Here is a 13,217-nt window from a genome sequence, read left to right as displayed (position 1 = left end):
GCCTATCCCCTTTCCGTGGCCGAGCTCGTCTGCTTCTTCGCCGGCGGCGGCTTGTTGGCCGGCGGATTGGCCGGCGCCGGTCCATCCTCGATGATCTCGATTTTCGCGCCGGGCTCGAGCCGGAAGAAGCCCTCGACGACGACCTGGTCGGCGCGCGCCAGGCCGCGACTGATCAGCGCCCGGCCGTCATGGATCTGGGCGACGCCGACGCCACGTACGGCAACGGTCTGGTCGGGCCGCACCAGCCAGACGAAATCGCCCAGCGTGCCGTGACGGACGGCGACGGCAGGCACGGTGACGCCGTCGCGGCGTATGTCGAGCGTGATGCGGCCATTGACGAAGTTGCCAGGCCACAGCTTCTGCGCCGCGTTGGGAAAGCTCGCCTTCAGCTTGATGGTGCCGGTCGCGGGATCGACCTGATTGTCGACGAGCTCGATGCTGCCCTTGTCGAGCTCGGTGACGTTGTCCTGGTCATAGGCCGAGACCGGCGCCTTGGCCTGCCCGGGCACCAACTGCGTCTGCGACAGCGCTGCGGCCGAGACGGTGAAGATCACCGAGATCGGCTGCAGCTGGGTGATGGTGGCGATCGTCGACGGCGCGCTGGCGCGGACGAAATTGCCCTGGTCGACCTGGCGGATGCCGATGCGGCCGGAGAGCGGCGCGCGAATCGTGGTGAAGCCGAGCTGGGTGCGCGCGTAGTCGATCTGTGCATGATCGTTCTTGATCTGCGCCCTGTACTGGTCGACCAGCGCGCGCTGCTGCTCGAGCTGCTGGCGCGACACCGCGGACGTTTTCGACAGCGTCTCGTAACGGTCGAGATCGAGCTCGGCGCCGGCGAGCAGCGCCTCGTCCTTCTGCAGGATCGCCAGCTGTTGATCGAGCTGCGCCTTGAGCGGCCGCGGATCGATGATCGCGAGCGCATCGCCCTGCTCGACCTTCTGGCCCTCCTGAAACAGGATCTGGGTGATTTCGCCGTCGACCCGGCTCTGCACGTTGACGGCGTTGTAGGCCTGGACGTTGCCGATGCTGTTGAGGAAGATCGGCATGTCCTCGCGCCGCACCGCCACGACCTTGACCTGTACGGCCGGGCGCGGCGGCGCAGGGTCCTCGACGGCGGGGCGCCATTGCGCCATCAGCCAGTCTGCCGCGGTCCGAGGCAGGGTCGGCACTGCCGTCTCGACATAGAGAATCGCCGCGGCAGCGGCGGCCACGACGATGGCAATTGCAAGCCGGCGCGCGAAGCCGCTGCGCTTCGCTCGACTCTGGTCACCTCCGCCCATCGGTCCCCGCCAACCCTGAAAAGGCGCCATGCAACCAAAGCACTGTTCGGGGCGCGCGCCTCTGCCCCAATCTGCTACAGAACGTAGCAGGTATCTGGAACCGCAGCAACCATGCACCGCCGGCATCGCGCCCCGGGACAGGATCGGATAGTCGTCGAATTGTGCGACGAATTTGCCGACCGCGGCAACTCGCGGGCTCGCCCGTTACGCGCCGTTACAAGACATCCAATCACCGCAACCAAACGATATCGTCGGTGCATCTGGACGAGACATCGAACACGCAGTGTCCCCCCTGCAGGCGACGATCGCCTGAGGGATCAAGCTCGGGAGACTGACATGAAGAAATCCATCGGTACCTTGTTGCTCGTAGCTGCCCTTTCGGCAGCGGCCGCGGTGGACGCCAATGCCTGGACGCGCAGCGGCTCCGTCACAGGACCACGCGGAACGGCCTCCTTCGGCGGTTCCGGCAGCTGCTCAGGCGGCGCCTGCTCCTGGCAGGGCGGCGGCACCGGCCCGGCCGGCAACAGCTGGTCCCGCTCGGGATCGGCAAGCTGCAGCGGCGGAAGCTGCACCCGGCAGGGCCAGGGCACGGGGCCGCGCGGCAATGCCTATAGCTACAGCCGTACCGTGACCCGCTGAGCGAGGGTGCGGCGCCGACAGCTCTCGGCGCCGCTGCCGCGCCTCTCGCCGGTCTGCTCGCCGCCCCGGCGGCGGATCGGCACCATCACCGTACGACAAGGTCGGATGCTCCGTCATGCATGCTTTCTCCGCCGTCACGCCGTCGACGCGCATGATCGTGCTCCTGACCGCGCTCGGCTTCATGGTGCTGGAATACGGGCTCGGCCGGCTCGCCCGGCGCGACACCCACGACCTGCGCGAGACCGTGGCCTCGTTCGCCGTCGCGATCGGACAGAACCTGATCCGCGCGGGTCTGGCCGTGGTCGCGGCATTTCCATTCGTCGTCATCTATCGCCATCGCATCTTCGACTTCGATCCGATCCGCCCTGCGGCTCTGCTCGGCCTCTTCTTGGGTAGCGAGTTCTTCTACTACTGGCATCATCGCGCCTCGCACCGGATCCGCTGGCTCTGGGCCACGCATGCCGTCCATCATTCGTCGACCCGTCTCAACCTGACCGCCGCGATACGCCTCGGCTGGACCGGGGAGATCTCGGGCCATTTCGTTTTTTATCTGCCGCTGGCGCTGCTCGGCTTCCACCCGCTCGCCGTTATCGGCATGCTCGGGCTCAACCTGCTCTATCAGTTCTTGATTCACACCGAGCTCACGCCGCGTCTCGGCCCACTCGAATATGTACTGAACACGCCGGCACATCATCGCGTTCATCACGCTTCGAACGAGTCGTGCCTCGATCGCAACTATGGCGGCGTTCTCGTCATCTTCGATCGCCTGTTCGGCACGTTCGCGGAGGCTCCCGCCGCCGAACCGCTTCGCTACGGCCTCGTCGGCGTTGCACCGAGCTTCAATCCGTTCCGGATCGCGCTGCACGAATGGATCGCGATGGGCCGCGACGTCGCCAGAGCCCCGAACTGGGGCTCGCGTTTGCGGGTGCTGCTGGCTCGGCCCGGCGACGCTCGCAGCTCTTCACCGCACCAATTTCCAGACAGACAGGAGACATGCTCGTGACATCGCGCTTTCTCTCCGCCGTGGTCGTCGTGGCCGCGGCCACCCTCGCCTCCGTTGCGGCACAGGCGTTCGATCGCGACATCACCATCGACACGCAGGATGGGCCGCGTCATGCACTGGTGGTTCAGGCCGGCGGCGGGCCGCATCCCACCGTGATCGTGCTCCATGGCGCACTCGGCAGCGGCACTGGGACCGCGCGCACGACCGGCTTCGCCGAGGCCGCCGCGCGCCGGGATTTCACGGCCGTGTTTCCCGACGGACTGGATCGGCAATGGAATGACGGCCGCACCGGCAAGGCCGGAGGACCTGACGATGTCGGCTTCATCCGGATGCTCGTCCGGCAGCTCGTCGCCGACCACGTCGCCGATCCCAGGCGCATCTATCTCGCCGGCATTTCGAACGGCGGCATGATGAGCTTCAGGCTTGCCTGTAAGGCGCCCGAGCTGTTTGCCGGCATCGGCACCGTCATCGCCAACATGCCCGAGGGAATCGTCCCCTGCGCCGCCAGGCCCGTGCCGGTCGTCATGATCAACGGCACGGCCGACCCCATGGTGCCCTATCGCGGCGGCGAGGTCGGACTGCGCGGCGGCCGCGGACGGGTGTGGAGCGTGGACAAGACGGCCGAGTTCTTTGCCCAGCGTGCCGGGTGCGGTTCGCGCAGCGCGGAAGCACTGCCGCATCGGGATTTCGCGAGCGGCACGACCGTGACGCAGATCACCTGGCGCAACTGCAAGGTGAATGGCGGGGTGTCACTATATCGCGTCGAAGGCGGTGGACATGCCCTACCCGGCCGCCGTGCGCTTGCCCCGCGCCTGCTCGGCGCGAGCAATTTCGATATCGAGAGTGCAGACATCATCCTGGAGGCGTTCGACCTCGACCGGCCTCTGTAGGGCTCAGGCCTGCGGCCTCAGCGGCCGCACCAATTTTAGTCGGCGGCGACGCATCGCACATCATGCCGGATGGCTCGGCGCCGTATTCGGCTCGCGCGGCAGCTCGGCCTCGCTTTGCTCCGGCAGCTTCTCCTCGCGGATGCCGAGCGGCGGTCCGATCCACAAGGCGTGCGCCGTATGATCGGCCAGCGGCTGCGTCGTGTTCGGATGGACGAGCACGCTGAGGCGGCCGTGATTGAGCATCAGCCACGGCACCAGGGCTGGAAACACCTCGACCGCGAAGGCAACCTGATACATGGAGCGCTCGTGAGGCCCGACCAGCGCGTCGTGCCATCGCCCGAGCGTCACCACGAAGCGCTCGGCGATCCAGCGGCGCAACTGCTCGGCCTCGGCGCGCGTCTCCTCGTCATAGTAGATGTGAGCGTGAAAACTCGCGATCGTGCTCAGCTGCTGCGGCATCTCCCCACCCCCCGCTTTTGGGTTCCATTGGCAGGGCTGCGCATCCGCCCACGCAAGGGCAACGCTACCACATCGCCAGAGCCTCCGAACTCTCTGTCGAATGATAGTGTAATGCAGCCAGGACCGCTGCAAAACGGCTTGTCGAGATCGTGACGCGGTGCTCTGCTGTCGCGGCTCGACCCGAGGTTGCGATCGCCATGACCGTATCCGCGCCCCAAGATGAGCAGCTGACGCCAGAGCGCTTCATGACGCGGCTGGTCGATCGCGTGTTCGGCTACGATTTCTTTCTGTCCTACAGCCGCGCTGACGGCATGCATCTTCCGCAGCGCCTCAAGGACCGGCTCGAGCAGGCCGGCTTCCGCGTTTTTCTCGATCAGACTGAATATGTGGCCGGCGCAGATCTCCGGCGCGAGACCCGCCGCCAGGTGCTCAAGAGCCGCAAGATCGTCGTCATCGGCCGTCCCGGCGCGTTCCGCTCGGAATGGGTCCGGCGCGAGGTCACGGCCGCCATGGCCGGCGACGTCGGTCCTGTGATCCTCGATCTCAACGGCGCCTTGGCGGGCGCCCCGGCCGATGCCCCGCTGGCGTCGATCGCGCGGCAGCGCGACTGGCTGCGCCTTGCGGAAACGCTGGATGATCCGGACGGCGAGCCGAGCGACCGGATCGTCGCCGAGCTGGTGCGCAGCTTCAACCACACCCGCCAGGAAACGATGCGGCAGCGCATCTTCTCGATCGCTGCCCTGGTGCTGTTGATCACCGCCGCCGCTGCGCTCTGGCAGGCCTGGGCGGCGATCCAGGCCAGGGATCAGGCTGAGGCCGAGCAGCGCCGTGCCATGCGTGCGCTGAACCAGGTCCAGGGCACGGCCGATCGGAGCGTGCAGGCGCTCGCGCTTCGGATCCGGAAGACGCGCGAGACGTCGGCTGCCGCACCGCAGGCACCGCCCTGCATACCCGAGTATTTCCCGGACTACGATGCCGTCGCGGTAACTGCGCTCAAGGTTCGGGATGGCGATGCCGCGCTCAAAATCCTGATTGCTTGTCTGGCCATCGCCGAACCGCAGGCCATTGCCGGGTCGGACGCCCCGACCTGGCAGAAGGGCGCTGCCGTCCTGCACCAACGCATCGGAGAACTGTCCGACCCGCCGGAGCGGGAACGGCATTTCCGCGAGGCCGTCGCGCTGTGGCGCGAGCTTGCGAAGGACACCGCGATGCAGCCGCTCGCAGCAGAGCAATTGGGCGGAGCGCTGGCTCGCCTTGGCAGCCTAGAGCTGGACCTCGGACGGGCCGAGGACGCGCTCGATCTCTATCGTGAAACGGTGTCGCATCTCGAGCCGCTTGCCGCTTCCGAACCTGCGCGAGCCGATCTGAAGCGCGCCCTCTCCACCGCCTATCAGGGCGTGGCGGAGGCGCTGCTCAAGCTCAGGAAGGCCGACGAGGCATTGCGCTGGGCCGACAAGGACCTGCAGACCTATGGCGATCTCGCCGAGATCGACCGCGCGGCGCACGCCACGCAGCGTGACGTCGCCTCGAGCCTGGACCGACGCGCACAGGCGCTCGATCTGCTCGGCAGAAGCAATGACTCGCTCGCCGATTTCAAGCGCGGAACCGAGCTGCTCGACCGCGCCATTGCGGCCGACACCGCTGCGCCGAGCTGGCATCGCGACGCCGCCGCGATGCGCGAGAACATGGGAAAGCTCCTGGGGCAGATGGGCAAGTCCGACGCTGCCATCGATCAGTTCTGGCGCGCGCTCCAGATCCGCGAGCAGCTGGCGACGTCGGTCGAGGACCCCGGCTGGATGAGCGAGCTGACCGAGGCCTATCGGCGCTCCAGCCGGCTGATGCTGCAGATCGACCGGGTCGCCGAGGCACGCGAAATGGCCGAGCAGTACCTGCTTGCGGCCAGCATCGATGCCGATGCCAACAAGGACAAGCTGACGCGGATGCGCCGTGCGCTGGGCACGGTGTGTTGGTACGCGCTCAATGACGGGAAGTTCGAGCGCGCCTTGTGGGTCGGCCAGCGCGCCGTCGAATTGTCGCCGCAGCTCGACTGGGTGAGACTGAACTACGCCCATGCCCTGATGCTGTCGGGTGACACCGACACGGCAAGGACCGTCTACCGGCAACTCAGCCAGGCAGCGCCGGACGATGCCGCCGGCCTGCGGCGGCAGATGCGCGAGGATTTCGCAGTCCTTCGGCAACGCGGCCATGTCCACCCGCTGATGGCAGAGCTCGAAGCCGGACTAACGGCGGTCAATGCCGCGGCGGAAGCGCCGCAGCGGCAATAGAGGGAGGGTCTCATGATGACATTGCGAGCTGCCGCTCTGCTCGGCCTGACCATGGCGCTCGCGCCGGTAGCGTGCCACGGGGCGCGCGCCGACGATGCGAAGCTTGCGCTGATCGACATGACCGCGCGTGATCTGGCCGATCAGGGCATCGCGATACGCGACCTGCGCATGCGTCCGTTCCCGAACTCCTGCGAGGGCGCCGGCAACCCGAAGCTGTCGGTGTCGAACGAACTGCTGCAGCACTTCCGCGCACGGCGATTCTCGCTGGAAAGCGTCTGCCTCGGGTTGAGCTCGCACATCCACTACGATCCGGAGAGCGGTCGCCAGCTCCCGCTGGCCAATCTGACCGGGCTCGGGCACGGCCGGGAGATGGTGATTCCCTTGAATCTTCCGGACTGCTTCAAGAACGCCGTCCCGGACCTGGAGTGCGATTCGAAATACGATACCTGGGAACACTACCGGCTCAAGCCGCGCGACGATCCGCGGCCGTTCGCACGAAAGTTCGATGCGACGGTGCGCCAGTATCTCGAAAGGACCAACGCATCGGGCGTATTCCACGTGCCGGATCTCGGACAGGGCATGTTCACGAGCTCCTACGAGTGGCTGCTGGCGTCGCCTGCGCTGCCGCGCGGCTACGGCTACGCACTGCACGGCCCGGAAGGCGATGATCCCGAGATGGAGAACCTCGACCTCAGCACCTACCGAAAGAAGGCCGATGTCGGCTCGCTATGGAGCGAGCAGCGGTGAACTCCGCGCAGGAATTCAAGCTGACGCCATGACAAACGACAACGCCGCGCTGAGGTTTCAGCGCGGCGTTGTCGTTTTGAGATTGTGAAGAGGGGATGTCCTTTGCAGGCCTGGCAGCGACCTACTCTCCCAGGGCTTGAGCCATAGTACCATTGGCGCTGAGGAGTTTAACGGCCGAGTTCGGGATGGGATCGGGTTCAGGCTCCTCGCTAAGACCACCAGGCCGGCGAAGGACATCGAGGTAAGAAGCAAGCCGAAGATCTCGTGCGAGATCTTCGTGAAGGTCGTTTCGTCTCAGTTTGCAGTGATGGACACTGAAAATGAGAGCAATCAAGCCAATCGAACGATTAGTACCGGTAAGCTACATGCATTGCTGCACTTCCACACCCGGCCTATCAACGTGGTCGTCTTCCACGGTTCTCAAGGGAATGCTCGTTTTGAGGTGGGTTTCCCGCTTAGATGCCTTCAGCGGTTATCCCGTCCGTACATAGCTATGCTGCACTGCCGCTGGCGCGACAACAGCTCCACCAGAGGTACGTTCACCCCGGTCCTCTCGTACTAGGGGCAAATCCTCTCAACATTCCAACACCCACGGCAGATAGGGACCGAACTGTCTCACGACGTTCTGAACCCAGCTCACGTACCACTTTAATCGGCGAACAGCCGAACCCTTGGGACCTTCTCCAGCCCCAGGATGTGATGAGCCGACATCGAGGTGCCAAACGACGCCGTCGATATGGACTCTTGGGCGTCATCAGCCTGTTATCCCCGGCGTACCTTTTATCCGTTGAGCGATGGCCCATCCACGCGGGACCACCGGATCACTATGACCGACTTTCGTCTCTGCTCGATTCGTAGATCTCGCAGTCAGGCAGGCTTATGCCATTATACTCGACGAACGATTTCCGACCGTTCTGAGCCTACCTTCGCACGCCTCCGTTACTCTTTGGGAGGCGACCGCCCCAGTCAAACTGCCCACCATGCGCTGTCCCGATCCCGGATAACGGGATGCGGTTAGATATCCATAACCATCAGGGTGGTATTTCACATTGCGACTCCACCCGAGCTGGCGCCCGAGCTTCAAAGTCTACCACCTATTCTACACAAACAGTCACGAATACCAGCGCAAAGCTACAGTAAAGGTGCACGGGGTCTTTCCGTCTGACCGCAGGAACCCCGCATCTTCACGGGGAATTCAATTTCACTGAGTCTATGTTGGAGACAGCGGGGAAGTCATTACGCCATTCGTGCAGGTCGGAACTTACCCGACAAGGAATTTCGCTACCTTAGGACCGTTATAGTTACGGCCGCCGTTTACCGGGGCTTCAATTCAAGGCTTGCACCTCTCCTCTTAACCTTCCGGCACCGGGCAGGCGTCAGACCCTATACGTCATCTTACGATTTCGCAGAGCCCTGTGTTTTTGTTAAACAGTTGCCACCCCCTGGTCTGTGCCCCCACGACGTGCTTGCGCACGCAATGGGCCCCCTTATCCCGAAGTTACGGAGGTAAATTGCCGAGTTCCTTCAACATAGTTCTCTCAAGCGCCTTGGTATACTCTACCAGTCCACCTGTGTCGGTTTCGGGTACGGTCTAATGTGGAGGCTATTTCCTGGAACCCCTTCGAAGCCCAACCAATCCAGTAAGGTCGGACAACACACGGGATTCGTCACCATCCACTGGCTGCAGAATATTCACTGCATTCCCATCGACTACGCCTTTCGGCCTCGCCTTAGGGACCGGCTAACCCTGCGAAGATTAACTTTACGCAGGAACCCTTGGACTTTCGGCGACACTGTCTTTCACAGTGTTTGTCGTTACTCATGCCAGCATTCGCACTTCTGATACCTCCAGGCGCCCTCACGGGTCGCCCTTCGCAGGCTTACAGAACGCTCCGCTACCGCGCATCCAATGAAGGATGCACCCTAAGCTTCGGCTCGTGGCTTGAGCCCCGTTACATCTTCGGCGCAGAAACCCTTATTTAGACCAGTGAGCTGTTACGCTTTCTTTAAAGGATGGCTGCTTCTAAGCCAACCTCCTGGTTGTTTTGGGATTTCCACATCCTTTCCCACTTAGCCACGAATTGGGGGCCTTAGCTGTAGGTCAGGGTTGTTTCCCTCTCCACGACGGACGTTAGCACCCGCCGTGTGACTCCCGGATAGTACTCTCAGGTATTCGGAGTTTGGTTGGGTTTGGTAAGACGGTAAGTCCCCCTAGCCCATCCAGTGCTCTACCCCCTGAGGTATTCGTCCGAGGCGATACCTAAATATCTTTCGCGGAGAACCAGCTATTTCCCAGTTTGATTGGCCTTTCACCCCTAACCACAAGTCATCGGAGCCTTTTTCAACAGGCACCCGTTCGGTCCTCCAGTGAGTGTTACCTCACCTTCAACCTGCTCATGGCTAGATCACTAGGTTTCGGGTCTAATACAACGAACTTGACGCCCTATTCAGACTCGCTTTCGCTACGCCTACGCCTATCGGCTTAAGCTTGCTCGTTAAATTAAGTCGCTGGCCCATAATACAAAAGGTACGACGTCACCCAGAACGCATCTTGGGCTCCGTCTGTTTGTAGGTGTCCGGTTTCAGGTCTATTTCACTCCCCTCGTCGGGGTGCTTTTCACCTTTCCCTCACGGTACTGGTTCACTATCGGTCGCTGAGGAGTACTTAGGCTTGGAGGGTGGTCCCCCCATGTTCAGACAGGATTGCTCGTGTCCCGCCTTACTCGAGCATGAATGCTTGCATTACCCATACGGGGCTATCACCCTCTGAGGCCCTGCTTTCCTGACAGGTTCTGGTTGGCTTGCATTCATGACTGGCCTGGTCCGCGTTCGCTCGCCACTACTAGCGGAGTCTCGGTTGATGTCCTTTCCTCCAGGTACTTAGATGTTTCAGTTCCCTGGGTTCGCTTGAAACCTCCTATGTATTCAGAAGTCTCATACCTTCTCTTGATAACCGGAAATCCAAAACCTCAGCACTTACGTGCCTCGATCTGGCTTCCAAGCATCTCTGCTTAAAACACCAAAACATCGCGTCTCCGACCGAAGTCAGTTCACACGAGGTCTTGGAGTTCCGGCTATCGAAGGTGGGTTTCCCCATTCGGAAATCCGCGGATCAAAGCTTCTTCGCAGCTCCCCACGGCTTATCGCAGCGTAGCACGTCCTTCATCGCCTCTCAGCGCCAAGGCATCCACCGAACACCCTTAAGGCACTTGATTGCTCTCATTATCAATGTCCACACACTCGGCAGAATGTTCACCGCTCCCACCCGCCCCGAAGGACAAGGCGTAGAGCAGCGCGGACAATGATTAGAAAGACCAGCTTGCTTCTTAAGATCGAACCGATAGCCGTGCGGTCAAGCGCAGCTAACAGAGTCATTTACAACAGACGGGATGCTTCACAGCTTCCAGCCTGCGCCGAAATGACCCGGAGATAGTGAAGGCGTCAGTGCAAAGTCGAAACGCGGACCGCTTGCGCGGTGGCACTTCATTGCACGACCCTACTCGGATCGATCTCCTCTTCACGATGTCAGATAACACGCAGTCTTCTGTAGTCCCGGTGAGGACCAGAAGATGCGAAGTGTTGTCTCGCGGACGAATTGTTTGTCGGTCACAGCCAGCCCAGAGGCACAGCCCGCCTACGCCCTATCGGGCTTCGGCGCGGCAGCCTTCGCGCATCATCGACTGCATTCAGTCGAACTAGCCGGGCTCGATCGGCTGGCTTGCCGAGCCGAAGCGCCGCAGGCGCGAAGGCTGGTGGAGCCTGTCGGGATCGAACCGACGACCTCATGCTTGCAAAGCACGCGCTCTCCCAGCTGAGCTAAGGCCCCATAACCGGAAAGACGAATGCAAAGCAGCGCGATCGTCGAGACGATTGGCTTGCCGAGCCGAAGCGCCGCTAGGCGCGAAGGCTGGTGGGCCTGGGAAGACTTGAACTTCCGACCTCACGCTTATCAAGCGCGCGCTCTAACCAACTGAGCTACAAGCCCGTACCGCTTGAAGCGCGTTGCCACCCTGCCCGTGAAGGCCGATGCAGCGCAGCCCCAGGCAGCGTGTTCGTCCGCGAAGAAAGAGAAACGAAGACGGCGAAATCCCGCCAATGGAGCTCATCCAAGATCTGGCGATCTCGGTGGCCCCTGATGTTTCTAAAACAGCTCGATAGAAGCAGACGATCCGAAGATCGAAGCTTGCTGAAGAGCCATCCTTAGAAAGGAGGTGATCCAGCCGCAGGTTCCCCTACGGCTACCTTGTTACGACTTCACCCCAGTCGCTGACCCTACCGTGGTCGGCTGCCTCCATTGCTGGTTAGCGCACCGCCTTCAGGTAAAGCCAACTCCCATGGTGTGACGGGCGGTGTGTACAAGGCCCGGGAACGTATTCACCGTGGCGTGCTGATCCACGATTACTAGCGATTCCAACTTCATGGGCTCGAGTTGCAGAGCCCAATCCGAACTGAGACGGCTTTTTGAGATTTGCGAAGGGTTGCCCCTTAGCTTCCCACTGTCACCGCCATTGTAGCACGTGTGTAGCCCAGCCCGTAAGGGCCATGAGGACTTGACGTCATCCCCACCTTCCTCGCGGCTTATCACCGGCAGTCTCCTTAGAGTGCTCAACTAAATGGTAGCAACTAAGGACGGGGGTTGCGCTCGTTGCGGGACTTAACCCAACATCTCACGACACGAGCTGACGACAGCCATGCAGCACCTGTGCTCCAGGCTCCGAAGAGAAGGTCACATCTCTGCGACCGGTCCTGGACATGTCAAGGGCTGGTAAGGTTCTGCGCGTTGCGTCGAATTAAACCACATGCTCCACCGCTTGTGCGGGCCCCCGTCAATTCCTTTGAGTTTTAATCTTGCGACCGTACTCCCCAGGCGGAATGCTTAAAGCGTTAGCTGCGCCACTGGTGAGTAAACCCACCAACGGCTGGCATTCATCGTTTACGGCGTGGACTACCAGGGTATCTAATCCTGTTTGCTCCCCACGCTTTCGTGCCTCAGCGTCAGTATCGGGCCAGTGAGCCGCCTTCGCCACTGGTGTTCTTGCGAATATCTACGAATTTCACCTCTACACTCGCAGTTCCACTCACCTCTCCCGAACTCAAGATCTTCAGTATCAAAGGCAGTTCTGGAGTTGAGCTCCAGGATTTCACCCCTGACTTAAAGACCCGCCTACGCACCCTTTACGCCCAGTGATTCCGAGCAACGCTAGCCCCCTTCGTATTACCGCGGCTGCTGGCACGAAGTTAGCCGGGGCTTATTCTTGCGGTACCGTCATTATCTTCCCGCACAAAAGAGCTTTACAACCCTAGGGCCTTCATCACTCACGCGGCATGGCTGGATCAGGGTTGCCCCCATTGTCCAATATTCCCCACTGCTGCCTCCCGTAGGAGTTTGGGCCGTGTCTCAGTCCCAATGTGGCTGATCATCCTCTCAGACCAGCTACTGATCGTCGCCTTGGTGGGCCATTACCCCACCAACTAGCTAATCAGACGCGGGCCGATCTTTCGGCGATAAATCTTTCCCCGTAAGGGCTTATCCGGTATTAGCACAAGTTTCCCTGTGTTGTTCCGAACCAAAAGGTACGTTCCCACGCGTTACTCACCCGTCTGCCGCTGACGTATTGCTACGCCCGCTCGACTTGCATGTGTTAAGCCTGCCGCCAGCGTTCGCTCTGAGCCAGGATCAAACTCTCAAGTTGAACTTGAAGTCTTGAACCGGCTGATCACAACGTTTGACGAGGTCCCACCAATCGATCTCCACGCTTCACAGCGCGAAAACCATGGTGTTACCTTTGAAACATTGTCCGCCGAAGTCTTCTCGTCCGATCCCGAAATCAAAAGCCGAAGCCCTCAATCCCGAGACCCGCAAGGACTCCGCCGTCCACGTTTCTCTTTCTTCATCTTCACTTGTCAAACAGCC

At 61.6% G+C, this 13,217-nt stretch carries 7 protein-coding genes, 2 tRNA genes and 3 rRNA genes; 5 read left to right on the top strand and 7 right to left on the bottom strand.

What is annotated here, in order from left to right:
• Positions 1-2: 2 nt before the first annotated feature.
• Entirely contained in the window at positions 3-1,280 is a 1,278-nt protein-coding gene (locus LQG66_RS00060; RefSeq protein WP_231322010.1) for an efflux RND transporter periplasmic adaptor subunit, read from the bottom strand.
• A 336-nt stretch (positions 1,281-1,616) separates the two neighbouring features.
• Here LQG66_RS00060 and LQG66_RS00055 point away from each other — a divergent pair, with 336 nt between their 5' ends.
• From LQG66_RS00055 to LQG66_RS00045, 3 genes are all read left to right on the top strand, one after another.
• Positions 1,617-1,919 (top strand): hypothetical protein, encoded by a 303-nt coding sequence (locus LQG66_RS00055; RefSeq protein ID WP_231322008.1) that lies wholly within the window; start codon positions 1,617-1,619, stop codon positions 1,917-1,919.
• A 115-nt stretch (positions 1,920-2,034) separates the two neighbouring features.
• Positions 2,035-2,922: a sterol desaturase family protein gene (locus LQG66_RS00050; protein WP_231322006.1), complete on the top strand. Its 888-nt coding sequence runs from the start codon at positions 2,035-2,037 to the stop codon at positions 2,920-2,922.
• On the top strand, positions 2,913-3,812 hold the full coding sequence (locus LQG66_RS00045) for a CE1 family esterase (RefSeq protein WP_425601272.1): 900 nt from the start codon (positions 2,913-2,915) through the stop codon (positions 3,810-3,812). The genes LQG66_RS00050 and LQG66_RS00045 overlap by 10 nt, the downstream gene beginning before the upstream one ends.
• Before the next feature lie 60 nt (positions 3,813-3,872).
• On the opposite strand, the gene LQG66_RS00040 is transcribed toward LQG66_RS00045, so the two are convergent.
• A complete protein-coding gene (locus tag LQG66_RS00040) occupies positions 3,873-4,271 on the bottom strand; it encodes a DOPA 4,5-dioxygenase family protein (RefSeq protein ID WP_231322000.1) in 399 nt (132 codons plus the stop codon).
• 197 nt (positions 4,272-4,468) lie between these two features.
• On the opposite strand from LQG66_RS00040, the gene LQG66_RS00035 reads away from it, so the two are divergent.
• Both LQG66_RS00035 and LQG66_RS00030 read left to right on the top strand, forming a co-directional pair.
• The gene (locus LQG66_RS00035; protein ID WP_231321997.1) at positions 4,469-6,556 is read left to right on the top strand and encodes a toll/interleukin-1 receptor domain-containing protein; all 2,088 of its coding nucleotides are present in this window, start codon (positions 4,469-4,471) and stop codon (positions 6,554-6,556) included.
• 12 nt (positions 6,557-6,568) lie between these two features.
• Complete coding sequence (locus LQG66_RS00030; protein ID WP_231321994.1) at positions 6,569-7,303, top strand: hypothetical protein; 735 nt, start codon at positions 6,569-6,571, stop codon at positions 7,301-7,303.
• A gap of 108 nt (positions 7,304-7,411) precedes the next feature.
• On the opposite strand, the gene rrf is transcribed toward LQG66_RS00030, so the two are convergent.
• From rrf to LQG66_RS00005, 5 genes are all read right to left on the bottom strand, one after another.
• Positions 7,412-7,526 (bottom strand): 5S ribosomal RNA (gene rrf, locus LQG66_RS00025).
• Positions 7,527-7,629: 103 nt separating this feature from the next.
• Positions 7,630-10,518 (bottom strand): 23S ribosomal RNA (locus tag LQG66_RS00020).
• Between the two features lie 535 nt (positions 10,519-11,053).
• Positions 11,054-11,129: transfer RNA gene (locus LQG66_RS00015), tRNA-Ala, on the bottom strand.
• Between the two features lie 82 nt (positions 11,130-11,211).
• Positions 11,212-11,288 (bottom strand) — tRNA-Ile (locus tag LQG66_RS00010).
• A 219-nt stretch (positions 11,289-11,507) separates the two neighbouring features.
• A 16S ribosomal RNA gene (locus LQG66_RS00005) occupies positions 11,508-12,996 on the bottom strand.
• The 16S, 23S and 5S rRNA genes sit together here with 2 tRNA genes alongside, the layout of an rRNA operon.
• Between the last annotated feature and the right edge of the window lie 221 nt (positions 12,997-13,217).

It is taken from the genome of Bradyrhizobium ontarionense (genome assembly GCF_021088345.1).
Taxonomy (GTDB): domain Bacteria; phylum Pseudomonadota; class Alphaproteobacteria; order Rhizobiales; family Xanthobacteraceae; genus Bradyrhizobium; species Bradyrhizobium ontarionense.
The sequence above is the reverse complement of the archived record's forward strand: the minus strand, read 5'-3'. Positions and strand labels throughout refer to the sequence as shown.